At 31.9% G+C, this 24,583-nt stretch carries 19 protein-coding genes and 2 pseudogenes; 8 read left to right on the forward strand and 13 right to left on the reverse strand.

Translation table 11 applies throughout. From position 1 onward, the window contains the following. Window positions 1-28: 28 nt before the first annotated feature. Window positions 29-769 carry a hypothetical protein gene (locus tag AC0L3M_RS09795; RefSeq protein WP_473430609.1) on the forward strand — a complete coding sequence of 247 codons (741 nt, stop codon included), beginning with the start codon at window positions 29-31 and terminating at the stop codon, window positions 767-769. Between the two features lie 7 nt (window positions 770-776). Here AC0L3M_RS09795 and AC0L3M_RS09800 read toward each other — a convergent pair whose 3' ends face one another. From AC0L3M_RS09800 to AC0L3M_RS09815, 4 genes are all read right to left on the reverse strand, one after another. Next, window positions 777-1,583 (reverse strand): tryptophan-rich sensory protein, encoded by an 807-nt coding sequence (locus AC0L3M_RS09800; protein WP_473430610.1) that lies wholly within the window; start codon window positions 1,581-1,583, stop codon window positions 777-779. A gap of 72 nt (window positions 1,584-1,655) precedes the next feature. After that, window positions 1,656-3,608 (reverse strand): YgiQ family radical SAM protein, encoded by a 1,953-nt coding sequence (locus AC0L3M_RS09805; RefSeq protein WP_145003719.1) that lies wholly within the window; start codon window positions 3,606-3,608, stop codon window positions 1,656-1,658. 69 nt (window positions 3,609-3,677) lie between these two features. Further along, entirely contained in the window at window positions 3,678-4,772 is a 1,095-nt protein-coding gene (locus AC0L3M_RS09810; RefSeq protein ID WP_473430611.1) for an ABC transporter permease, read from the reverse strand. Window positions 4,773-4,837: 65 nt separating this feature from the next. Further along, window positions 4,838-7,003 (reverse strand): carboxy terminal-processing peptidase, encoded by a 2,166-nt coding sequence (locus tag AC0L3M_RS09815; RefSeq protein WP_473430612.1) that lies wholly within the window; start codon window positions 7,001-7,003, stop codon window positions 4,838-4,840. 154 nt (window positions 7,004-7,157) lie between these two features. Here AC0L3M_RS09815 and surE point away from each other — a divergent pair, with 154 nt between their 5' ends. From surE to AC0L3M_RS09840, 5 genes are read left to right on the forward strand one after another with little or no spacing between them, the layout of a single operon-like run. Beyond that, window positions 7,158-7,931 (forward strand): 5'/3'-nucleotidase SurE, encoded by a 774-nt coding sequence (gene surE / locus AC0L3M_RS09820; RefSeq protein ID WP_473430613.1) that lies wholly within the window; start codon window positions 7,158-7,160, stop codon window positions 7,929-7,931. Next, complete coding sequence (locus tag AC0L3M_RS09825) at window positions 7,924-8,205, forward strand: hypothetical protein (RefSeq protein WP_473430614.1); 282 nt, start codon at window positions 7,924-7,926, stop codon at window positions 8,203-8,205. The genes surE and AC0L3M_RS09825 overlap by 8 nt, the downstream gene beginning before the upstream one ends. A gap of 1 nt (window position 8,206) precedes the next feature. After that, the gene (gene lpxB, locus AC0L3M_RS09830) at window positions 8,207-9,322 is read left to right on the forward strand and encodes a lipid-A-disaccharide synthase (RefSeq protein WP_473430615.1); all 1,116 of its coding nucleotides are present in this window, start codon (window positions 8,207-8,209) and stop codon (window positions 9,320-9,322) included. Window positions 9,323-9,329: 7 nt separating this feature from the next. Further along, window positions 9,330-9,944: a C40 family peptidase gene (locus AC0L3M_RS09835; RefSeq protein ID WP_473430616.1), complete on the forward strand. Its 615-nt coding sequence runs from the start codon at window positions 9,330-9,332 to the stop codon at window positions 9,942-9,944. Between the two features lie 20 nt (window positions 9,945-9,964). Next, window positions 9,965-11,995, forward strand: coding sequence for a ComEC/Rec2 family competence protein (locus AC0L3M_RS09840; protein WP_473430617.1), 2,031 nt, complete (start codon window positions 9,965-9,967; stop codon window positions 11,993-11,995). Window positions 11,996-12,002: 7 nt separating this feature from the next. On the opposite strand, the gene AC0L3M_RS09845 is transcribed toward AC0L3M_RS09840, so the two are convergent. The 4 genes and pseudogenes from AC0L3M_RS09845 to AC0L3M_RS09860 all read right to left on the reverse strand — a co-directional run bounded on the left by AC0L3M_RS09845 (window position 12,003) and on the right by AC0L3M_RS09860 (window position 16,454). Beyond that, window positions 12,003-12,428: a thioredoxin family protein gene (locus tag AC0L3M_RS09845; RefSeq protein WP_473430618.1), complete on the reverse strand. Its 426-nt coding sequence runs from the start codon at window positions 12,426-12,428 to the stop codon at window positions 12,003-12,005. Continuing rightward, on the reverse strand, window positions 12,428-12,550 hold the full coding sequence (locus tag AC0L3M_RS09850) for a hypothetical protein (protein WP_473430619.1): 123 nt from the start codon (window positions 12,548-12,550) through the stop codon (window positions 12,428-12,430). The genes AC0L3M_RS09845 and AC0L3M_RS09850 overlap by 1 nt, the downstream gene beginning before the upstream one ends. Window positions 12,551-12,657: 107 nt before the next feature. Beyond that, entirely contained in the window at window positions 12,658-14,247 is a 1,590-nt protein-coding gene (locus AC0L3M_RS09855; protein WP_145003742.1) for a peptide MFS transporter, read from the reverse strand. A gap of 24 nt (window positions 14,248-14,271) precedes the next feature. Further along, window positions 14,272-16,454, reverse strand: a pseudogene (locus AC0L3M_RS09860) (S9 family peptidase). Between the two features lie 147 nt (window positions 16,455-16,601). Between AC0L3M_RS09860 and AC0L3M_RS09865 the strand changes: the two are divergent. Further along, on the forward strand, window positions 16,602-17,900 hold the full coding sequence (locus AC0L3M_RS09865) for a hydroxymethylglutaryl-CoA reductase, degradative (protein ID WP_473430620.1): 1,299 nt from the start codon (window positions 16,602-16,604) through the stop codon (window positions 17,898-17,900). Next, complete coding sequence (locus AC0L3M_RS09870; protein WP_473430621.1) at window positions 17,900-18,805, forward strand: GYDIA family GHMP kinase; 906 nt, start codon at window positions 17,900-17,902, stop codon at window positions 18,803-18,805. The genes AC0L3M_RS09865 and AC0L3M_RS09870 overlap by 1 nt, the downstream gene beginning before the upstream one ends. A 66-nt stretch (window positions 18,806-18,871) precedes the next feature. On the opposite strand, the gene AC0L3M_RS09875 is transcribed toward AC0L3M_RS09870, so the two are convergent. The 5 genes and pseudogenes from AC0L3M_RS09875 to AC0L3M_RS09895 all read right to left on the reverse strand — a co-directional run bounded on the left by AC0L3M_RS09875 (window position 18,872) and on the right by AC0L3M_RS09895 (window position 24,574). Next, window positions 18,872-21,013 (reverse strand): peptidylprolyl isomerase, encoded by a 2,142-nt coding sequence (locus tag AC0L3M_RS09875; RefSeq protein ID WP_473430622.1) that lies wholly within the window; start codon window positions 21,011-21,013, stop codon window positions 18,872-18,874. Between the two features lie 133 nt (window positions 21,014-21,146). Beyond that, window positions 21,147-22,435 (reverse strand): annotated as a pseudogene (locus AC0L3M_RS09880) (hemolysin family protein). Then, window positions 22,436-22,621, reverse strand: a complete 186-nt coding sequence (locus tag AC0L3M_RS09885; protein ID WP_028283348.1) for a hypothetical protein — start codon at window positions 22,619-22,621, stop codon at window positions 22,436-22,438. A gap of 61 nt (window positions 22,622-22,682) precedes the next feature. Beyond that, on the reverse strand, window positions 22,683-23,237 hold the full coding sequence (gene lptC, locus AC0L3M_RS09890) for an LPS export ABC transporter periplasmic protein LptC (protein ID WP_292947792.1): 555 nt from the start codon (window positions 23,235-23,237) through the stop codon (window positions 22,683-22,685). Further along, the gene (locus tag AC0L3M_RS09895) at window positions 23,237-24,574 is read right to left on the reverse strand and encodes a hypothetical protein (RefSeq protein WP_473430623.1); all 1,338 of its coding nucleotides are present in this window, start codon (window positions 24,572-24,574) and stop codon (window positions 23,237-23,239) included. The genes lptC and AC0L3M_RS09895 overlap by 1 nt, the downstream gene beginning before the upstream one ends. Window positions 24,575-24,583: the final 9 nt, after the last annotated feature.

The raw sequence follows: 24,583 nt of genomic DNA on the forward strand, positions 1-24,583 counted from the left end.
AATCTATAAAAATGCAGATTTATTAAAAATGCATGCTTATAAAGATGCCATTAGAAGAACAAGTGGAGCTTATGTTTTATATCCTGGAGAAACAAATAAACCCATTAGAGGTTTTCATGAAGTATTACCAGGTTTAGGAGCCTTCCCTATAAAACCTTCAGAAAATGAAAACGAAACTATTTACTTAGAAAACTTTATCAAAGAGGTATTAAATCACTTTTTAAATTCTGCTTCACAACGAGAAAATATTGCTCACAAAAGCTACACTATTTATAAAAACGATAAACCTAACGAAATTTTAGAACCAATTCCAGAGTATTTAGATACAGATAAACGACAAAAATTAATACCTGACGACACTAATGTATTGGTTGGTTTTTATAACAATGAAAGCCAATATAATTGGATTTCTAAAAAAGGGTTATATAATTTCAGAATGGGTTCTGGAAATGGCTCTTTAGTTTTAGATAAAGAAACTGTTTCTGCTAAATATTTACTTCTTCATACTCATAAAGATAAATCATCGGGTAACTTATGGAAAATTGTTAGTAAAGGACCAAAAGTATTTTCAAAAGCCAATTTAATTAAAAAAGGTTATGCTAATCCATCACAAGATTACTATTTAATTATAGAATTAGAAAAAGTAGATTTAACTGAATTTGGAAATAATAAATGGGACTTCAGAAAATTAAAAAATTACAATTCAGGTAACGCTTCTGCAAAACCTTTCACTACAACTATAACTGAGTTGATGAACCATAAATTATGATTAAACCCTAACTTTTCCTACCCTCAAAATACTCCATACACTTAATAGCAGGATTTGTTTTTCGGTTTTTAAAGCCATGTGCACTACTGCTTATAATTAAAATTAAAGCAGCAACTAATGCAGTGTAGGCTACAGTAGTATTTGCATTGTTATTGGCTACGTAAATAGCAATTAAAGCCCAAGCTCCAACTAGTGCAAATTCGCGCATGTTACGTGTCCAGGTAACTATTAAGTTTATTACTGTGGCTATCCCAATTAATAGTAAGGTCCAAACGGTTGGTGATAACCCAAAACCATCCCAATTATATTTTACTAAAACTGCTGAGACATTAGCAATACTAGCTACTGTAATCCAACCACTATAGATTACAAATGGCCACCACAAAAACACAATAACAGAGATTGGTGCATCAAACAGTTCCATTTTATTTTTAAGGACTATTTGTAATAATGCGATAAGTATTATAAAAATAAATACTGAAGATAAGACAGTGTAACCATAAATCCAAGTGACAATCCAAGTACAATTAGCAATACATGAGATAGCAAACCACCAACCTGTTGTTAGTATAAAATCGTTGTTTCTAACGTTTACAAATAGACTACGTCCTTGATAAACAATAAATCCTGTTAATAGCAAATAGATGATTCCCCAAATGGAAAACGCATATCCTGCTGGTGTAAATAAAGTATTGTATTGTTTAGAGACTTCGCCAATAGTTGTGTTATTTAATAAACCAGTATTGGATAAATAGTTCATTACAATCACGCAGACAAACGCAATCCCATTAATTATTTGTAGTTGTTTTTTCATAGTTATAATATACTACAATTAAAACATCTTGAAAAAATTCTACATCAAAAAAAGTTAATAGATTACTAATTTTTAACGACGTTTGTTTTTGCTTTTAAACTTAGCCTTATTCTTACGTTGATTAAACGGAACAGCGTCATTAAAGGTGTTTTTAGCTTCACCTTTAGGTTTGTTTTTTCGCCATTTCTCCTCTTTACCAGGTAACAGCACGTCTAATAAGTCTTGACGTCCTAGTTTATTTAAGGTCTTTTTGATCCACGCTTTGTTTTCGTCTTTATACCAAAAGAAAAAACGGTGTTGTTCGTCCTTCTCTTTTCTAGTAATTGGTGTATTTACTTTTTTAAGCGTGTAAGGATGGTAACCACTATAATAAATTACAGTAGCCACAGTCATTGGTGTTGGTGTAAACCCTTGTACTTGCTCTAACTGGAATCCCATGTCTTTGGTTTCGGCAGCTAAATTAGCCATGTCTTCAACCTCACAAGCAGGATGATTAGAAATAAAGTAAGGTATTAACTGTAATTTTAATCCTTTGGCAATATTAATTTTATCAAAACGCTCTTTAAACTTATGAAAGTACTTAAACGACGGTTTACGCATTAATTTTAATACAGGATCACTAGTATGCTCTGGAGCCACTTTAAGTCGTCCAGAGACGTGCTTAGTCATGACTTCTTCTGTATAGGCATCTAACTCTTTTGGATCTGCATTTTTATTAAATTCTGGGACTAACATATCGTGTCGGATTCCAGAACCTATAAACGATTTTTTAACTTTTGGATGACTATCAACCGCTTGGTACAATTCGGTTAACGGTTTATGAGACGTATCTAAATTACTACATATTACTGGCGAAATACAACTTGGTGCAACACATTTATCGCAAATAGACTGTACTTTACCCTTCATTTGATACATATTGGCACTTGGTCCACCAATATCACTTAAATACCCTTTAAAATCAGGCATGTTCGCAACAGTATCAACTTCTTTTAAAATAGATTCCTTACTACGTGATGCAATAAATTTTCCTTGATGCGCAGATATGGTACAAAAGCTGCAACCACCAAAACAACCTCTGTGAATGTTGATTGAGAACTTAATCATCTCGAACGCAGGAATTGGTCCACGTTTATCATACTTTGGATGTGGTAATCGTGTGTATGGTAAATCAAATGACGCATCAATTTCTGCTTCAGTCATTGTTGGATATGGTGGATTAATCATTAACACCTTATCTCCTACTTTTTGGAAAATTCGTCTTGCAGCTAATTTATTGGACTCTTGCTCGATGACCTTAAAATTAGACGCATATTTTTTCTTATCCTTTAAACAGGTTTCATGCGAAGCAATTTCAATATCTTCCCAATTACTGTTCTTAGGTATTTTTTCGTCTTTATTCATTAATACAGCGGTTTGATTAACTGTATTAATACTACTAAATGGCACGCCTTTTTCTAACAAACGGATGATTTCACGTAAGGGTTGTTCTCCCATTCCGTACACCAACATATCTGCTTTAGAGGTTTCTAAAATTGTTGGCATTAATTGATCACTCCAATAATCGTAGTGTGTTACACGACGTAAAGACCCTTCGATACCACCAATTAAAACTGGAGTATCAGGCCATTTTTCTTTTAAAATCTTAGAATATACAGACGATGCATAATCAGGTCTAAATCCGATGTCACCATTTGGCGTATAGGCATCCTTATCACGTTTCTTTTTATTAGCATTATAATTGCTAATCATGGGATCCATACAACCACCTGTAACTCCAAAAAATAATCTTGGTTTACCTAATTTTACAAAGTCCTGAAGATTATCGTTAACATTAGGTTGTGGTACAATAGCGACACGTAAGCCAAAACTTTCTAGCAAACGTCCAATAACTGCTGGACCAAACGTAGGATGATCCACGTAGGCGTCTCCACTAAAAAGTATGACGTCTAGCTCTTGCCAACCACGTATCTTAACCTCTTTGTTAGTGGTAGGTAACCAATCTGATAATTTTAATTCTTGCATAACGTTGCAAAAGTATATAAAAAAAGACTGTGATGTATTTATTTTAAAGGGAATAGTTAATCTAGAAGCCTAAACTTTAACATCTAACGCATCGCGTAATGCATTACCAATTAGCATAAAAGCCATTACTAAAAGCATGATACATAGTCCTGGTAAAATAGCTAGATAGGGTTTGCCTAAAATAATATAGTTGTAATGATCCTTAATCATTGCTCCCCAACTTGCCATAGGTGGTTGTGCACCAATACCAAGAAAACTAAGTCCAGACTCTATTAATATTGCTGCAGCAAAATTGGCTGCACATATTACAATCACAGGAGCCATAATGTTAGGTAATATATGTTTTGTTATTATCCTAAAATCGTTAAATCCTAAAGCTCTAGCTGCTGTCACATATTGCATTTGTTTTGCACTAATAAGTTGTCCTCTAACGACTCTAGCCACTTCAACCCACATAGTTAAACCTACTGCTATAAATACTTGCCAAAACCCTTTACCTAAGGCTAAAGTAATAGCTATAACCAACAATAACGTTGGTATGGACCAGGTTACATTTATAATCCACATGATTAAAGCATCCACTTTACCTCCATAATATCCAGCAACACTACCCATAAATATCCCAATAACCAGAGATATAAATACTGCTACAAAGCCAATAAAAAAAGAAATACGTGCACCAACCAATAAACGACTTAATAAATCACGTCCATATTTATCGGTTCCTAAGTAGAAAGTAACGTTTTTAATATATTGAGACGCTGAATTTTGAGTGATAAAAGACGCATCGATTGTTTTTGTATCGCCTTCTAAACCATCAGAAGCAAACTCGGTGTACGTTAATTGGTTATTATGTATTGAATAACTAGAAATAGGAATTTCGGTATCTGTATTGTTTATTCCGAAGAACACTTTTTGAAAAAGTGATTGCTCGTTTTTAATTTGAGAAGGTATGGTCAACATCTTAACATTAAAACCTGGAGGTTTAGAATGAATAGACACATGCATTTGATTGGCATTTTGAGAATTGTCTGGTGCAAATAAATACGCAAATACAGACACTAAGCCAACTAATGCTACAAAACACAAACTAAAAACGCCCCAAAAGTTTTTTTTAAACTTTTGAAGCGCTAATTGTGATAAGGAGTATGTTTTTGTTGTCATTTTATAATTATCAATTCCTGAGTTTTGCAATGCTAAATATACAAATCAAAGGAATGACAAAATTACTAATTTTTTATCGTGGCTACTTTTTTAATTTCGTAAGTCATTTTTAGGTCATTTAGCACGTTAAGCGCTTCTTCAACATAAACATCTTTACTTAAATTTTCATGCCATCTGTTACGTTTATCACGTAAGGTTGTGTCTTGATCAAACATTTTTTGCTCGTATGGTAACGACTCAAATGTTAAATTAGTTTTATAATCTGAAATCGCATCAAACTGCTTTGCTTCTTCTTCATTTAACTTTAACTCTGCTCTATATTTTTCGTAATTAAGCGAGTAGCTGTTATCATCCATTTTAGTTTTAGCCCATTTTGCACTATTTTCAATTAACTTTAATTGCTCGTTATTAGCCATACGCTCTTTACTATTAGCAATGGTACGATCGTAGTCAAAATAGCTATTCCAAACTTCAAAATCTACAGGTGTGATCTTATCCCAAGCTAATGGGTTTTCTTGATCACGCTCACCTATGTCAATAAAACTGTAACGATCCGGAACAACAACATCACTTTTTACACCTTCTAATTGTGTTGATCCACCATTAATACGGTAAAACTTTTGACGCGTTAATTTTAAGGCTCCTAAATCTCCGTGAGAACTATTACGAACCATACGGTTTAAGTCTAATACATTTTGTACTGTTCCTTTACCATAAGTTTGCTTACTACCAATAATAATAGCACGTTTGTAATCTTGCATTGCTGCAGCTAAAATTTCTGATGCTGATGCAGACAACTCGTTTACCATAATTACTAATGGTCCATCCCAAACAATGGATTTATCTGTATCACGTAACACCTCTTTTGGCTCGTCGGTTGATCTAACTTGTACAATTGGTCCATCTTTAATAAATAAACCAGCCATATCTACAACGGTTCTTAAAGATCCTCCACCATTATTACGTAAGTCTAAAACAAGACCTTCAATACCAGCTTCTTTTAAACGCTCAATTTCTAATTTAATATCTGTTGCAGCATTACGATTATTGTAATCTTCAAAATCTACATAAAATTTAGGCAGATTTATTATTCCGTAATTTTTATTGTCTTTTTTCACTATTGAAGACTTCGCATAAGTCTCTTCCAACTCTACTAAATCTCTAGTTACTGCAATATCTTGGATAGTACCATCCACTTTTTTCATGGTTAAAATAACCTTAGTCCCTTTAGGTCCTTTAATTAATTTAATAGCATCATCGATACGCATTCCAACTACACTTATTGCTTCTTTTTCTTTGTCCTGACGCACTTTCATTATAACATCACCAACTTCTATCTCTCCATCTCTCCAAGCTGGTCCACCAGAGATAAGCTCTACAATTTTGATGTAGTCCATTTTTTTCTGTAAACGTGCTCCAATACCTTCAAGTTTACCAGACATTTGTTGATCAAATCTATCTTTATCTGTTGGTGCTAAGTAAGAGGTGTGTGGATCAAACTCTTCTACAATGGTATTTACATACATACCAAACCAGTCCTCACGATCCATATCTTCGATATAGTCTGTAAAATAATTATCTAAAGCTTTAGACGTTTCAGCTCTAGCTTCTGCTTCAATTTCTGTAATAGTTTTTTTAACTACAGGCTCTTTTTCAATAGCTTCAGTACCTTCCTCGTCTTCGTTTACTTTAGCTGTATCATTTTGCTCATCCATTAAAGCATCGTAACTAGAAAGCGTATTAAATTTTAACTGTTGTCTCCAACGCTCCTTTAATCCTTTTTTGTTTTTAGCGTATGGTAAGTTTTTATAATCTGTATTATAATCTTCGTCTTGATTAAAATCAAAAGGCTTTGCTAAAATATCTTTATAATAAGACTTAGCTTCTTCTTGACGTTGCACTAAACGCTCATAAACCAAACTAAAAAACGAAATATCATAAGCTCTTAACTGATCATCAATTTCGGTTTCAAACTTTTTAAAATCGTCAACATCTGACTGCAAGAAATAACGTTTTAAAGGGTCAACCAACTCTAAATAGTCCGAATAAATTTCTGCGGAAAAAGCATCATTTAATTCTTTTGGCTCAAAATGTAATTGGTCTAAAGCTAAAGTTATGATTTGTATTAAAAGTTTGTCTTTATCTGGATCGTCATCAACTTTAGTGGTAAAACTACAAGAACCAAATGCTAATAATAGTACTAGCAATATTATATTATATTTCCTTTTCATGTGTTCTGTTTAATTTTTTTCGAGAAATTTCTACTAAAGTAAAGAAAAAACCATGCCAATAAAATCTAAACCACCTAATTTTTTGTTAAACTGAATAAATTGAGTAGATACGGGAGAAATTATGTATTTTAGCTAAGTAATTTAATAGACTACTATGAGTAAAAAACCACTAATTTTAGTGACTAATGATGATGGCATAACTGCACCAGGAATTTTAGCTTTAATTGAAGTTATGGAAACCTTAGGCGACGTCGTTGTAGTAGCACCAGATAGTCCGCAAAGCGGAATGGGTCATGCTATTACATTAAACAATGTACTACACTTAGATAAAGTCTCTAAAAAAGGAGACAAAACTTTAAAATACAGCTGTTCTGGGACACCTGCAGATTGTGTTAAAATTGCAATTAACGAGGTTTTAGACAGACGTCCAGATTTATGCGTATCTGGTATTAATCATGGCTCTAACAGCTCCATAAATGTGATATATTCTGGAACTATGAGTGCTGCTATTGAAGCAGGAATTGAAGGTATACCTGCAATTGGATTTTCTTTGTTGGATTATAAATGGGATGCAGATTTTGAAGCTTCTAAAAAATACATTAAACAAATAGCTAAAAATGCTTTACAACATGGTATTGCTGATGGTATGATACTAAATGTAAACATTCCAGCTTTAAAAAAGAAGGATGTAAAAGGTATTAAAGTTTGCAGACAAGCAAGAGCTAATTGGAAAGAAAAATTTGACAAAAGACAAACACCTCAAGGTAGAGATTACTATTGGCTAACTGGTGAATTTGTAAATTACGATAAAGGCACAGATACTGACGAATATGCTTTATCTGAAGGTTATGTTTCTGTTGTACCTGTACAATACGATTTAACTGCGCACCATTACATGCAAGAACTAAATACTTGGCAATTTGAATAACAAAAAACACATTATTTTTGGCTTTATTTTAGGTGTGATTTCTACAGGAATTGGTGTATTACTGTACATCGCATTCTTTTCTAGATATGGCATTGAAGAGACTTTTAAAAAAGCCATACAGTTTAAATTTGTTGACAAAATAGTTAGCTTAGGCGCTTTGCTTAACTTAGGTTTGTTTTTTCTATTTTTAAACAGAAAAAAGGATGATTTGGCAAAAGGTGTACTAATAGCCACTCTAATAATTGGATTAATTATTATAATAAATAGATTATAAATTGAAGTATTACATTATTTCTGGCGAAGCCTCTGGCGATTTACATGGCTCTAACCTAATGAAAGCGTTGCAAAAACAAGATGCAACTGCAGATTTTAGGTTTTGGGGAGGCGACTTAATGCAATCTGTTGGTGGTACATTGGTAAAACACTATAAAGCTTTAGCTTTTATGGGATTTTCTGAAGTTATCATGAATTTAAGGACTATTGCCAAAAACTTATCGTTTTGTAAAACAGATATTGCAAACTATAATCCTGATGTGATTATTTTTATTGACTATCCTGGATTTAATCTACGTATTGCAAAATGGGCTAAGACTAAAAATTTAAAAACACATTATTATATTTCTCCTCAAATTTGGGCTTGGAAAGAAGGTCGTATTAAAGCTATCAAACATGATGTAGACCAAATGTATGTGATCCTACCGTTTGAAAAAGACTTTTACGAAAACAAACATAATTATCCTGTGCATTTTGTTGGACATCCATTAATTGATGCTATTGCAGATAGATCACAAGTGGACGATAAAACGTTTAGAAAAACACATGGTTTAAGCGAAAAACCAATTATTGCCCTATTACCAGGAAGTAGAAAGCAAGAAATAACAAAAATGTTATCCGTAATGCTTAGTGTTGTAGATGACTATCCAGACTACCAATTTGTAATTGCAGGTGCACCAAGTCAGGATTACGACTTTTATAAAACCTTTATTAAACAAAGTAATGTCCATTTTATAAGCAATAAAACTTACGATTTACTAAGTCTTGCAACTGCTGCTTTAGTAACCTCTGGAACAGCAACATTAGAAACCGCTTTGTTTAAAGTACCTCAGGTAGTTTGCTACAAAGGGAGTTGGGTGTCTTACCAAATTGGTAAACGAGTAGTAAACCTAGATTATATTAGCTTAGTAAACTTAATTTTGGATAAAGAGGTTGTAACCGAATTAATTCAGGGTGACTTTAACACTAAACGTCTAAAAAAAGAGTTAGATACCATACTAGATAGCTATGAACGTACTAAATATTTTATGAGTTATTATGACTTAGAAAAAAAATTAGGTGGAAAAGGTGCTAGTGAAAACACAGCTAAACTGATATACAATTACATACACGATTAATTATTAAATGAATAAAATTGTCCTACTTTTAATATTAGCAACATTAATGTCTTGCGGAAGCAGTAAAAGCAAGCGTGTTGTCACTACAAAATCTGAATCTGAAGTTATCAGCCAAACCAACAATAAACCTGCTAGACGTGGTCCTGCAAGAAAAACCAGCACAAAATCTACTAGAGACATTGCTACTGATGATCAATCAGAAGATAATCAATCTGTAGAAGCCATAGCTGTTAACAATCCACTAATTGCAAGCATTATTAATAATGCACAAAGTTATGAAGGTGTTAGATACAAATATGGTGGTACTACAAAAAAAGGTATGGATTGCTCTGGATTAATCTATACAGCCTTTCAATCTGAAGATATTAGTTTACCAAGATCTTCAAGCGCTATGGCTACTCATGGTGATTGGATAGATGTAAAAGAAGTTAGAGAAGGTGACTTACTGTTTTTTGCCACAAAACGAAACAGCAGAACCGTTAACCATGTTGGTTTAGTAACGTCATCTAGATTAGGACGTGTAGAGTTTATTCATGCAAGTACAAGTAAAGGTGTAATGACTTCCCTTTTATCTGAACGATATTGGTACTTTGCTTTTGTCCAAGCACGACGATTATTGTAAGAAATTGACTATATTGAAGTATGAAATTGCTTCATTTTTCAATTATAAAATTTACAATTTGCTTAATACTTGGTATAGTACTTTCTAAGATACTAAGTATTTCGGTACTTTATAGCTGGTTTATAACTATAAGTCTTACAGCGCTTTCCGTTATTTTATATTTTATTTTCAAAAAGAAAAGTAATCACATTTATCTTTTTAGTACTATTATCTACTTAACTTTTGTTGCATTTGGTCTTTTTATATCTAATAGTAACGAAGATTTAAATAAAACCAATCACTTTAGTAATTATATAAGTAAAGATACCACCACTACTACTACAGCTTTTAGGATTAGAGAATTATTAAAACCAAATGCTTATAGTCAGCGTTACTATATTGACTTGCTTCAAACAAATAACAATAACGTTATAGGTAAAGCATTGTTAAACGTTAAAAAAGACAGTTTACAATCTTTATTACCAATAGATGCTATTTACACAACTGCCATACCATTAGTAGACGTTAAAAAGCCTTTAAATCCAGATCAATTTAGTTATAAAAATTATTTAGAAAAACAGCAAGTACACTTTCAGCTGTATGCTGATCACACCAATATACTACAGCTTCAAAATAAAACACATACCCTATTTGGATATGCAGCTAAATTAAGAAATCACATAAATAGCAAATTAGAAAAGTATCAGTATACAAATGACCAGCTATCCATTATTAATGCCTTAATATTAGGGCAAAGACAAAATATAACAAAAGCAGTTTATGACAATTACACTAATGCAGGTGCCATACACATATTGGCAGTTTCTGGGTTACATGTTGGTATAATATTGTTAATACTAAATTTGGTATTCAAACCTGTAGAACGTTTAAAAAACGGGAAGTTTTATAAAACCATAATACTCGTTATTTTATTATGGACCTATGCTTTAATTGCAGGTGGCTCTGCATCTATTATAAGAGCAACAACGATGTTTAGTATTGTTGCTATAGGTATTAACTTAAAACGTCCGACAAACATCTACAACACCTTAGCTGTTTCTGTTTTTATTTTACTACTAATTAAACCTAATTTTTTATTTGATGTTGGTTTTCAGTTAAGTTATGCTGCAGTAATAGCTATCGTTAGTTTTCAGCCTATATTAGAAAAACTTTGGACACCTAAATACAAAATTGTAACGCTGTTATGGCAAACGTTAACAGTAACTGTTTCGGCTCAATTTGGAATTATTCCTATAAGTCTATATTATTTCCATCAATTTCCTAGTTTGTTTTGGCTATCCAATCTAATTGTAATTCCATTTTTAAGTATCATATTAGGTTTGGGTTTACTAATAATAACATTAGCACTATTTGGTTTACCTAAAACATTTTTATCAGACACTTTTGGAATGGTTATCAATTGGATGAATTCCTTTTTTGAATGGATTTCTAGTCAGGAAGATTTTTTAATAATTGATATTCCGTTTACCATCGCTCAAGTCATTGTATCCTATATTTTTATATTTTGCCTTTATGCACTTTACCATTATAAGAATTATAGGTGGTTACAACTAACCTTAATTTCGGTCTTGGTATTACAATTATCTTATACCATTGTCCAATTTAATAATAAAAGCAATCAATTTATTGTATTTCATAAAAGTAGAAACACACTATTAGGTAAAAAACATAACAATCAATTAGCAACCTTTTCTACATTAAAAACAGCAGAAACAAATTCTATAATTAGAAGCTATGCAGTGAAAAACGCATTACAAACATCAGCTTCAAAACCTGTAACTAACCTATACAAACTGGACAACAAACATGTATTAGTTATTGATAGTTTAGCTGTTTTTAATTTAAAAGGAATTACAGTAGATTATGTTGTATTAACACAATCTCCAAAATTAAACCTAGAGCGATTAATTGACAGCTTAAAACCAAAGGTTATAATAGCAGATGGAAATAATTATAGATCGTATGTAAATCGATGGGAAGCCACTTGTTTAAAACAAAAACTCCCGTTTTACCATACAGGTAAAACAGGAGCTTATATTATAAACTATTAAAAACGGTTTAATCGTTTTTAAAGGTTGCTTTAAAGGCTTTGTAATAGGCATCAAAATCTGCTTGAGTTTTCATGTCTTTATGTTTATTAGACTGAAACATTTTTAAATACAACTCTAAAGCTTGTGGTGTTTGATATCCTGTAATTGGAGATATTAGCTGTGCATCTTCATCAAAAAATAGCAACGTTGGATAAGCTCTAATCCCTAAACCACGTGAAAGCTCGTGACTAGAATTTCTAGTTTTAGCTTTAGCTGGATTGTAACTCGGATTTTTATATGTTTTTCCTTTAAAGGTAATTTCTTCATTTCCCTCAGCATTAAACTTCACAGCATAATAATACTTATTTACATAAGCAATTAGGTCTTTATTAGTAAAAGTTCTAGCATCCAAAAGTTTACATGGACCACACCAAGCTGTGTAAGCATCCATCATTATTTTTCTAGGTTCTTTTTTTGAAGCTCAACAGCTTCTTCAAGTGTTACCCAGTTAATTTTGTCTTGTGCAAAACTACTAACTGTTAATAACAATGTTAGGGCTAAAAATATGTTTTTCATTGTATTTATTTTATATCTTTTATAGTCGCAAATAGTGTTCCAAATTTACAAAAAAATAAAACGCCTCAAATATGAGGCGTTTATTTTAATAATATATTAAGTGTTAATTATTGTACACCATGCATCATACGCTTAATCTTACCATTTAATAAAAGCATAATTACACCTGCTCCTATTGGAATTAAAGTAAAGATTAAGAAGAATGTTGATAAACCGTAATCTTCCATAATTGGATCCATGTAACTTGCTGTCCAACCTCCAATTACACCAGCCAAGAAGTTTGCAATAAACCAAATACCAAACATCATACTTACTAGTTTTACAGGAGCTAATTTACTAACATAACTTAAACCTACTGGAGACACACAAAGCTCTCCTAAAGTATGCAATAAGAAAGCAATAATTAACCAAATCATACTAACTGAAGCTGATTTTGCGCCATCTGGGATTCCTGAAGCTCCATATGCTAATGCAGCAAAACCTACTCCTACAAGAATTAACCCTAAAGCAAATTTGATTGGTCCTGATGGGTTGTATTTGCTTTCCCATATTTTAGAAAATACTGGTGCAAATAATATAATGAATAATGAATTTAATACAGAGAACCATGATGCTGCAACTTCAGTAGCTTCAGATGTAAACTCTCTATATAACATCCAAATAACAATCACCCAAATAATTAAAAAACTAAATCCTAAGAAAAAATTTGATAAGGCATACTTTTTAAAAGTTTGCTTAAATAGCATTCCTAAAACCCATGTTAAAACAAATAAAGGTACTAATGTAATAATTGAATTAACAATATTAAAAACCGTTGCAGACTCTCCACTTAAAGCACGATCTGTATAATCTGCTGCAAAAATGGTCATAGATCCACCTGCTTGCTCAAATGCCCACCAAAAGAATACTGTAAACAAAGCAAAAATACCAATTACAGTCAAACGATCTTTAGTAACTTTAGACGACTTAGCATCGTCAATAACATCTTCTACATCATCTCCAATCGCTTCCATTGAATGTTCTAATGTATCGTCAAGGTCTTCACTATTATTTGGAGATAATCCAATGTTACCAAATATTTTTTGTGCAAAGTAAAATTGTAACATTCCAAAAAACATAAATACACCAGCTAATCCAAATCCATAATGCCATCCTATTTTCTCACCTATGTAACCACATAAAAGAATACCCAAAAATGCTCCTGCATTAATTCCCATGTAAAAAATGGTATAACCAGCATCTTTCTCTTTTCCTTGACCTTTATATAATTGACCAACAATTGAAGAAATATTTGGCTTAAATAAACCGTTCCCTAAAATAAGAAAGACTAATCCAATGTAAAAAAACATATCTGTTAATCCCTCTAAAGCCATAGCAGCATGTCCTAAAGTCATTATTAAAGCACCAATAACAACGGACTTTCTAAAACCTAAAAATTTATCAGCTAAATAACCACCAATTATTGGTGTTAAATAAACCAATCCAATATACCATCCATACATTAAGGTTGCATCTTCACGCTCCCAACCCCATCCTCCTTCAAGGATTGACTTTGTTAAAAACAGTACTAGTAAAGCACGCATCCCATAATAGGAAAAACGCTCCCACATTTCAGTAAAAAAGAGTACAAATAATCCAGACGGATGACCTAATACGGTCTTTTGATTGGTTTCTGAACCTCCAAATTTAAATTCCATAAGTTATAATATTAGTTAGTTTAATTAAAGTTTATCGCCTAAAGTGCGATTGATAAAGTTTGTCATTTTTGTATATAAATGCAATCTTGTATTACCTCCATAAATACCATGATTTTTGTCTGGATATATCATCCATTCAAACTGCTTATTAGCTTGTACTAAAGCTTCAACCATGCGCATTGTATTTTGTACGTGTACGTTATCGTCTCCTGTTCCATGTATTAATAAAAAGTCTCCTTCTAATTTATCTACATGATTTATTGGTGAGTTGTTATCGTAACCACTTGCGTTTTCTTGTGGTGTTGTCATATAACGCTCTGTATAAATAGAGTCATAAAACCTCCAACTAGTTACAGGTGCTACAGCTATTGCCATTTTAAACACATCGTTTCCTTTAAATAACGCATTACTTGACATAAATCCACCATAAGACCATCCCCAAATTCCCATTCTGCTAGAATCAACATATGCTCGAGCTCCTAGTAATTTTGCTGATTCAATTTGATCTTCAACTTCAAATTTACCTAATTCATTTTGAGTTACTTTTTTAAAATCTGCACCTTTTAAACCTGTTCCTCTTCCATCAACACAAGCTATAATATAACCTTGTTGCGCCAACATTTGATACCAATAGTCATTTGCGCTATGCCATTTATTAGCCACTTGTTGAGATCCTGGACCTGAATATTGAAACATAAACAATGGATATTGTTTATTAGCATCAAAATTGGCTGGCTTAATCATCCACATGTTTAAGTCGTTTCCGTTTACAGAAATAGTAGAAAACTCTTTTTCAGATATTGTATAAGCCTTTAAAGTTTCCTTTAAATCTTTATTATCTTTTATGGTTTTTAAAACTTTTCCTGTACTAGCATCATTTAAAGTGTATAAATATGGCGTTGTCGCACTTGAAAAGGTATTGATAAAGTATGTAAAATTAGCACTAAAGTCTGCATTATTTGTGCCTTCGTTTTGTGTTAATCTTCTTTTTGAGTTCCGTTTAATTTAATAGAATAAACGTCTCTGTTAATACTACCGTTTTCTACTGACTGATAAAAAATACGATCTGAAGCACTATCATAACCATAATACTCTGTCACTTCCCAATTACCTTTTGTAATCTGGTTAATTAATTTTCCTTTTTTGCTATAATGATACACATGATTATAACCATCTTTTTCGCTAGTCCAAATAAAAGTCTTATCCTTTAAAAACGTTAGATTGTCTGTAATATCTATATAAGCTTTATCCTTTTCTTCAACAACCAAATACGCTTCGTTTTGACTAGCATCAATCATCCATAAATCTAATTCGTTTTGATGACGATTCATATAAATAGCACTTAACATATTAGCGTCATGAGACCATTTAATTCTAGGGATATAAAAGTCATTGTAAGTTTTATTCACTTTTACTTCTTCCAATTTATTTTTATCTAAATCATAAAAATGCAAGGACACTACAGCATTACGTTCTCCTGCTTTTGGATATTTAAAAACGGTTTGTGTTTGATATAAATCCTTACCGTAAACGTCCATAGAAAACTCAGGCACATCACTTTCGTCAAATCTTATAAATGCTATTTTGTTACTATCTGCATTCCAATCAAATGCTCTAACAAAACCAAATTCTTCCTCATAAACCCAATCCGTAATACCATTAATAATTTTATTTTTTTCGCCATCAAAAGTCAATTGTGTAACGTTATTAGTCTCTAAGTTTTTAACGTATAAATTATTTTGATAACCGTAAGCTACTTTTTTACCGTCTGGCGAAAAAGTTGGTTCTTGTATTTTATGGTTTGCAACACTATGGATAGACTTTTCTGACACATCATACACCACATATTTACCTAATGAAGAACGTCTAAAAATAGATTCTTCGTCAAAAGCTAAAAGTATTTTGTTTTCATCCTCGCTAAAGGTATAATCAGAAAAATATTTTAAATCTAAATCCTTAGAGCTAACTAACGTTTTAACCTTTTCTAAAGTCTTATAGTCGTAAATATCGATTGTAGTTGTACCACTTGCGCGATTAAAGTTTAAAACCGAATATTGTTGACCATTATTCATAGAGTGTAAGGCGTCTAAACCTTCTGTTCTAAAGGTACCACTCCATATTTCATCAAGTGTAAATTCCTTATTTTGAGCAGTTAAAAATGTACTTGCTAAAAAGCAGAATAGGGAAAGGATTCTTAAAATCTTCATTTAAAATTAATTATTTAATAATAGGATGTCAAGTTTACTAAAAAATACCCAAAAAACCGCCAACATTAACAGATAAATCAGCAATATTACACGTACTACTATAATTTGAAAGTGTATATAGTATCTTTGCATTTCAAAAATAATAACATGAGCACACTCGTTTCTGGATTTTCTAAATTATCAAAAGCTGAAAAGATTAATTGGCTAATTAAAAATCACCTGTCAGCCTATAAAGATGCTGAAACCATCCTAAAGCAATATTGGAATAGCGATCAAAAGCTACAACAGTTGCATGACGAGTTTATAGAAAACACAATAACTAATTATTTTTTACCCTTTGGAATTGCACCAAATTTTGTTATTAATGACAAGATTTACACCATACCAATGACAATTGAAGAAAGCTCTGTAGTTGCTGCTGCTAGTAAATCTGCAAAATTCTGGCAAACCAGAGGTGGATTTAAAGCTACCGTTTTATCTACTACTAAAATTGGTCAAGTCCACTTTACATATTCCGGAAGTTATAGTGATTTAAAAAACTATTTTGACACTATAAAGCAGCAACTTATAACTGACACCAAATCCATTACTAAAAATATGGAAAAACGTGGTGGTGGTATTTTAGATATTGAGTTAAGAGATAAAACCAGCGATTTAGATAATTACTATCAGCTGCATGCTACTTTTGAAACCTTAGATGCAATGGGAGCTAATTTTATAAACTCTTGTTTAGAACAATTTGCTAAAACATTTAAAAATGAAGCTGATCATCACTTACAACAGCCTATAAATATTGTCATGAGTATTTTATCTAATTACGTACCTGAGTGCTTAGTTAGAGCTGAAGTAAGTTGTAAAGTTGAAGCTTTAGCTGAAAAAGACATAGACCCAAATACATTTGCTGAAAAATTTGTACAAGCAGTTAATATTGCAGAAATCGAACCTTACAGAGCTGTTACCCACAACAAAGGTATCATGAATGGGATTGATGCTATTGTGTTGGCTACAGGTAATGATTTTAGAGCTGTAGAAGCTGGTGTACATGCCTACGCTGCAAAAGATGGAAAATATAGCAGCTTAACGCATGCTAAAATTGAAGATGGCATATTTACTTTTTGGATGGAAATACCCTTAGCTTTAGGTACTGTTGGCGGTTTAACAAGCTTACATCCTTTAGTCAAACTAGCATTACAAATTTTAGACCAACCTAATGCAAAACAATTAATGCAAATTGTAGCTGTTGCAGGATTAGCGCAAAATTTTGCGGCTTTAAGAAGCTTAACCACAACTGGCATACAAGAAGGACACATGAAAATGCATTTAATGAATATATTAAATCAGTTTGAAGCAACACCTTCTGAAAAAGAGCAGATTGTAAATCACTTTAAAACTAACGTAGTTACACATAGTGCTGTTGTAGAAGCTATTGAAAAACTAAGACAATAATGCAAACCTTTTATAGTCACGGAAAATTATTACTTACTGCAGAGTACGTTGTACTTGATGGCGCTAAAGCTTTAGCTGTTCCCACTAAATTTGGGCAACAATTAACAGTGCAGCCTATTGATGAACCTCAAATTATATGGACAAGTTTGGACCACAACAACGCCATTTGGTTTGAAGATATATTTAGTTTAAATGAAATTACAGACGGTTACCTTTCTCGTAATCCTATCTCTGATAGGCTAATTCAAATCCTAAAGGCTATAAAGCAGTTAAACCCTGAATTTTTAACTTGTAAAACAGGTTTTAAAATAACAACAATACTTGAGTTTCCTAAAAATTGGGGATTGGGCACATCGTCTACTTTAATAAATAATTTAGCACAATGGGCTAACGTAGATCCATACCAATTATTAAACTTAACCTTTGGAGGTAGTGGTTATGATATTGCTTGTGCACAAAATAGCAAAGCTATAGTTTATCAATTAACAAACAACCTACCTGTAATAAATACATTAGACTTTAAACCTGACTTTTTTGAAAACCTATATTTTATTCATTTAAATAAAAAACAAAATAGTCGTGATGGTATTGCACATTATAAAGCTAACAAACACGACTTAGCAAATACAATAAAAGCTATTAATGCTATAACAGTTAATGTTATTAAAAGCGAAACACTAGAAGACTTAAAAAGTTTAATAGAACAGCACGAAACCATTATAAGTACTATAACAAATCAAACTAAAGTTAAGGATACCCTTTTTAACGATTTTGATGGTAGTATTAAAAGTTTGGGTGCTTGGGGAGGCGATTTTATTTTAGTCGCAAGTACAACTAATCCAACAGACTATTTTAAAGCTAAAGGTTTTAATACTGTATTAAAATATAAAGATATGGTCTTATAAAAATAATGCATAAAAAAAGCCTCTTAATAATTTAAGAGGCTTTTTTTATATGTAAACTATAGTTGTTTATTGTACTGTTTTAGCTCTAAAATCTTCAATCTCTGCAGACTCTTTTAAAGCACTGTATAATCTAGTTTGTACTGCACTTAACTTTTGTGCACTTACTTGATTAGCAAATGGTAAATAGTTTTCTAATTCTACAGCTGGTGTCTTTTTAGTAACCTGTACCATAAACACACCTGTGTTTCCTTTTATTAATTTAGAAGCTACACCTTCTTTTAATCCAAAAGCAGTACCTACAACCATTGGCTCTTTTCCTGCTCCTGCAATTGTTGGGTTTTTCATATTTATTGCTGAAGATGATTTAACCGTTTGGTTTTCTGCTGCAGCAAAATCTGCTAATGTTGAAGCGTTAACTCTGTCCATTATCATTTTAGCTTTTTTCTCTTTTCTAATTGCTGGTAATGCAGTAACTGAAGCATCTTCCACACTCATTAATCCTTTCTCTTGCTTACCAGTTAATTGTGCAATTACAATTCCTCCTGGTACGTTATCAAAACGCTTGTAGTCTCCAACTGCAGTTGCATCTTCAAAAGCCCAACGTACAATTTGACGTTGATTTCCTAATCCAGGAATACTTTCGTCTAACTCGTTAGCTGTCATTGGACGTACTTCGTAGTTTGCATTTTTAGCCACTTCTGCAAAGTTTCCTTTAGCAATTGCTAATTCAAAATTAGATGCATCAGCAAATATTTTGTCTTCTGTTTTAGAAGAAGGCTCTATTTTTCTAGCAATTGTTGCTAATTTAGCAGCAGTTTCAACATTTTTCTTATCGTCTACTCTAATAATGTGGTAACCAAACTTAGTTAAAACTACGTCTATACTTCCAGTTTCATTAAAAAATAAGAAGTTAGCAAAGTCAGGGTCAAAACTTGCAGGATTATAAGTTGTTAATCTTGTCCAACCAATACTTCCGTCTTTACCTTTAGTTCCGTCAGAGTTAATTTCATTTGCTACTTCTGCAAATTTAGTTTTATCATTTTTTACTAAAGGAAAGATACTATCGATCATTGCTTTAGCTTCTTCTTTAGTTCTAGTAACATCAGCTGCTGCTCTTGTTGTTCCAACAAAAGGAATTACAATATGGCTAGACTCGATTGAATCTGCTAATTTTTTATAATCTAAAACTTTAGTTACTTTATAATAGTTACCGTCTTTATATGGACCGTAAGTTTTTCCAGCTTCTAAATTAAAGATGGTGTCTGCAATTGTTGCTGGTAAGCTAGATTTGTATTGGTACTTGTCTACAAACTTTAAATCATCAGAGTTACTGTTTACAAAACCTTCTACGTCTTTAGTATTAACAAAACCTAATTTGTTATCTGTAGCTTTAGTCGCTTCGTTATAAACTTCTTTATCTTTAAGTAAACCGTTAAGTTCATTTTTAATTTCGTTTTCATCTTCTAAAGAGGCAACTTCTTTAAAAAACACATATTGAAAATTTCTATTAGCTTCAGTTTGATAAGCTTTTTGATTTTTGTTTATGTAGTTTTTAATATCTGATTGCGATACGTTAACTTCTGTATCTGGAATAGATGTGTAAGGTACTTGTACATAATTGATATCAACTTTTTCTCCTTCTAACTTATGCTCTAACTGCCCTTCTGCTAATGTTGCAGTAGTACCAGCTTTAACCATGTTAAAGTAGTTAGATTGTAAAGCATTTGTAGCTAAAGATTGCTCTGTTGATAACCAATTTTGGTAAGCTTCAGCTGAAGAACTTTTTAAATTATCTATAAACAACTTTAATTTAGAATCATCAAAAACACCATCTTCGTTTAAAAATGTAGGATCTGTTCCGTAAGATGTTTTAATAAGGTCACGCATCTGCTCAGACTCCACAGTCATTCCTAATTTTTCAATTTGACCGTTCATTACAGCTTCTCTCACTTTAGTCTCAAACACACTATTCATGACTTGACTAGTTGTTGCATTTGGTCCCATTTGTCTTTGTTGAAACTCTACAAGGTTAGAAAACTCTTCTCTTGAAATGTCTTGACCATTGATTGTTGCTACAACATCTGGAGATTTAGAAAATAATGCATCTTTATTATCAAATAAACTTGATAAAATAAAAGCGAATAACGCTAATGCAATAACTAAGATTAATACAACCGTTTTTTGTCTAATTTTATTTAAAATTGCCATTTTTTGTGATAAATTTTGTGAAATATAGTGGGCGAAAATACCATTTTCTATTCAATAATAAAAGCACTTTATTATAATAAATATATTAATTAAAAATACTGTTAGTAAAATAGTTAGTATTTATCTTAAAATATTAGTCTTCTTCTTTAATTTGAAGCTCTACCAAGTCAATTTTGGTGTTTGAAACTTCTAAGATTTTAAAGTTGAATTTTTCTGTCGAAACAATTTCATTTTGCTGCGGAATCTCCTCGGTATGATCCACAATTAGACCTCCTAAGGTTTCGTAGTTTTCTCCTACTGGTAGATTTAACTTGTAGGTTTCGTTTAGATAATCTACTTCTATCCTTGCTGAAAAAACATAGGTTGTTGCATCCTTTTGTTCTTCAATTAAGTCAATAGTATCATGCTCATCTTCTATTTCTCCAAACAACTCTTCAACAATATCCTCCACTGTCATTATACCAGAAGTTCCACCATACTCGTCCACCACTACAGCTATACTTTTACGTTTTTTAATTAAAACGTTAAGTATATCTTTAACTAACATAGTTTCCGGAACTAACTCTATTGGCATAATCATAGAACCAATATTTTTTGGTTTTTTAAATAAGTCAAAAGAATGTACATAGCCTAAAACATCGTCTATAGTTTCTTTATATATCAATATTTTAGAACATCCTGTCTCAGTAAACAATGCGCTAAGGTCTTGGATTGTATCTTGAAGCTCTAAGGCTATAATTTCTGTACGAGGTACCATAACCTCTCTTGCTTTAACTTCTGAAAACTCTAAAGCATTTTGAAAAATTTGAATTTCGGAATCTATATCTTCATGTTCTTCGATGCTTTCCATCTGCTCACTAATATAGTGACCTAACTCAACTTTTGTAAATGCTAATTGTACTTGGTCCCCTTCTGTTTTAAAGAATTTTTTTAAAACCACATCACTGATCCAAATAACAAAGTCAGACACCCAACTAAACATCACATAAAAAATATAAGCTGGAAAGGCTAATACTTTTAATAGTGTATTAGAATATATCTGAAAAAATACTTTTGGTAAAAACTCGGCAGTAAATAAAATTAATAACGTGGATAATATGGTTTGCGACAATAAACTTAAATCTACTAACATGTAGGAGGCAAATGCATTGTCTGTTGGCAACATACTTTGAAACCAATCCATAAGCAAATCACCCATAAAAAAACCATAAATAACCAATGCTATATTGTTACCTATAAGCATTGTTGCAATAAATTTTGATGGTTTAGCTGTTATTTTAGATAAAATTTTAGCTAAAAAACCATCTTGCTTTTTTTCTATTTCAATATGGATTTTATTGGACGATACATATGCGATCTCCATTCCTGAAAAAAAGCTGATAATAATAAACACGTAACAATTATAAGTATTGAGCTAAGCATCTACTTACGATCTTGATTTTCGAACTTTTTATTAAATCTTTTTTTGAAAAAGAACATAAACACTGCTGTTACACCTAATAAAAGAGACATATATGCTCTGGTTTCTCCCCAACTTGCAATAGCATCGTAAAGAAAAAGTACTGCAAATACTAAATAAGCGTATTGAAAAAATTTAAAAGTTTTCATTTAAATATAAATTGATAAGTAAAGATACTAAAAAAGTATTCTTTTTATTAGAAAGGAAATATTATTCTTGAACAGCAAATTGACCTGTAACACCTAAAACTTCAGCTTTTTTAAAGTCTCTGTCAGAATCAAATCCCATTCCGCTAGTTACATATCCTTTGGCTCTGTATGTTGCTGGAAGATTAGTAAATAACCATTGTTTACTTTGATCGTAATATAATTGCTCTGCAAACAAGGTGTCATTTGTTGAAGTAGCTGCAATAACATGACCTCTTAAATCAATAAGATTGGTGTTGTCATAAAGTATTGCGTAATCTGATATAATAGTAGTCTTAGCTCGGTTTTTATCATACAAATGCAAAACAACACCTTCTGGAAACTCTGAATAAGAAAAAGCCCTATTACTAAAATCATACATTTTAGGACTAACTAAATTTGCTGCTAGACGACCTGAGTCTGTATATTTTACATTAATACTATCCGATACACCTACTGGATCATTAGCAGACATACCCATTTTTTTTACATCGTCTAAATTGTTTTTACATGCAAAAAACAAAGTCATAGCTAATGCTATGACTGAGTTTTTTAATATATGTAATTTAATATTTTGCATTATAGGTTTGGTACTGTTACACTTCTACCTATCCAACATCCAATTTTAATACTTTGACCAGCATTACCTTCAGCAAATATTTCTGATTTAGTAGGTGCTTTAGCGTTATAGCTTTCTACGTATTTAGATCCTGCTCCACCAGCTTTAGCAGCTTCGTTAGCAGCTAACCAGAACACAGCTCTTTTGTTAAAATTTGTATCACCACAACTGTTTGCACTACTTGCATACATTGATGCTATCTGTAAGTGAGGGTTTTTGTTAGATGGGTTAAGGTTTAAAGACTCTTGGTAATATTGTCTTGCCTTACCATAACTTCCACTCTTTTTAAAGTCTGAAGCAGCTTTGTAATATAATTTAGCCTTTTTAAATGGATCTGTTTCTAGATCCATAGTTTGGTCTAAATACTTTTGCTCTCCTGTAATAACATATAAGTAGTAAGATGTACTAGCATCTGGTTGTACTGTGTTTTTTTGCTTTACAATAGTTACAAACATTGGATCTTCTTTACATCCTTTTTCGTATAACTTGTTCATTGCACGTTGTAACCAAACTGCATTTGTTTTGTTTGCTTCGTAATTTTTTTGGTATAACGGAATTAAGTTTTCACAGTTCGCTCTATCTCCTAATTCTTTATCAACACCAAGTTGTACATTATCAAAAGCATCAACCATTGCACTATAATATGTTTTGTATTGACCTTCTTTTTTAGTTAATGCTACACCTGAATCCTCTTTATTGATTAACTCATTAAGTTTTTTAGCGTTAAATGCTGTTTCTTCTTCAATTTTTTCGGCAACATCATCATACTTATCAAATAAGTCTTGTGCAGTTTTGTTCTCAGAATCATATAAGCTTACCATTAACTTAAAGTAAACATATAAACTCTTAGCACTTTTAAAGCTATCCTTGTCTGCTTTATACGCAGCATCAAAACAATCAAAAACATCTTGATCTGTTAAACCTAAAGCTTCTTTGTTATCATACTTAAGTTGACATTGCTCTGCTTGATACTCTCCAACAGGAGAAATACTTGCAAAGTTTGCCATTCTCTCGTCAAACATTGAAATTAAATCATTTACATAACCTAATTTTTCTGCTCCAGTAGATTTTTTTATGTAGTGGCTTAGTATTTTTTCTCCATACACGTAAATCGCTTTGTTATATTTTGGACAGTCTTTTCTTAACTCCATAAAATATGGGTAAGCAGCTTCGTAATTTTTAGCTTTTGAAGCTTCAGTCATTAAGGACAATTTAGTCATACATTCTTGCTCATCTTGAGCAAATCCGACTGACAGACCCAAAAACAGGGCTATTAATAAAGTGATTTTAGTTTTCATAATCTTTAA

It is taken from the genome of Olleya sp. KJ81-1, from assembly GCF_055808135.1.

What these genes read in the sequence shown, in the direction of transcription:
- AC0L3M_RS09895 (WP_473430623.1), bottom strand. Translation starts at nt 24,574, where the DNA reads ATGAAAACTAAAATCACTTTATTAATAGCCCTGTTTTTGGGTCTGTCA.
- lptC (WP_292947792.1), bottom strand. Translation starts at nt 23,237, where the DNA reads ATGCAAAATATTAAATTACATATATTAAAAAACTCAGTCATAGCATTA.
- AC0L3M_RS09800 (WP_473430610.1), bottom strand. Translation starts at nt 1,583, where the DNA reads ATGAAAAAACAACTACAAATAATTAATGGGATTGCGTTTGTCTGCGTG.
- AC0L3M_RS09850 (WP_473430619.1), bottom strand. Translation starts at nt 12,550, where the DNA reads ATGAAAAACATATTTTTAGCCCTAACATTGTTATTAACAGTTAGTAGT.
- AC0L3M_RS09815 (WP_473430612.1), bottom strand. Translation starts at nt 7,003, where the DNA reads ATGAAAAGGAAATATAATATAATATTGCTAGTACTATTATTAGCATTT.
- surE (WP_473430613.1), top strand. Translation starts at nt 7,158, where the DNA reads ATGAGTAAAAAACCACTAATTTTAGTGACTAATGATGATGGCATAACT.
- AC0L3M_RS09805 (WP_145003719.1), bottom strand. Translation starts at nt 3,608, where the DNA reads ATGCAAGAATTAAAATTATCAGATTGGTTACCTACCACTAACAAAGAG.
- AC0L3M_RS09870 (WP_473430621.1), top strand. Translation starts at nt 17,900, where the DNA reads ATGCAAACCTTTTATAGTCACGGAAAATTATTACTTACTGCAGAGTAC.
- AC0L3M_RS09865 (WP_473430620.1), top strand. Translation starts at nt 16,602, where the DNA reads ATGAGCACACTCGTTTCTGGATTTTCTAAATTATCAAAAGCTGAAAAG.
- AC0L3M_RS09840 (WP_473430617.1), top strand. Translation starts at nt 9,965, where the DNA reads ATGAAATTGCTTCATTTTTCAATTATAAAATTTACAATTTGCTTAATA.
- AC0L3M_RS09835 (WP_473430616.1), top strand. Translation starts at nt 9,330, where the DNA reads ATGAATAAAATTGTCCTACTTTTAATATTAGCAACATTAATGTCTTGC.
- AC0L3M_RS09795 (WP_473430609.1), top strand. Translation starts at nt 29, where the DNA reads ATGCATGCTTATAAAGATGCCATTAGAAGAACAAGTGGAGCTTATGTT.
- AC0L3M_RS09875 (WP_473430622.1), bottom strand. Translation starts at nt 21,013, where the DNA reads ATGGCAATTTTAAATAAAATTAGACAAAAAACGGTTGTATTAATCTTA.
- AC0L3M_RS09885 (WP_028283348.1), bottom strand. Translation starts at nt 22,621, where the DNA reads ATGAAAACTTTTAAATTTTTTCAATACGCTTATTTAGTATTTGCAGTA.
- AC0L3M_RS09810 (WP_473430611.1), bottom strand. Translation starts at nt 4,772, where the DNA reads ATGACAACAAAAACATACTCCTTATCACAATTAGCGCTTCAAAAGTTT.
- AC0L3M_RS09855 (WP_145003742.1), bottom strand. Translation starts at nt 14,247, where the DNA reads ATGGAATTTAAATTTGGAGGTTCAGAAACCAATCAAAAGACCGTATTA.
- AC0L3M_RS09845 (WP_473430618.1), bottom strand. Translation starts at nt 12,428, where the DNA reads ATGATGGATGCTTACACAGCTTGGTGTGGTCCATGTAAACTTTTGGAT.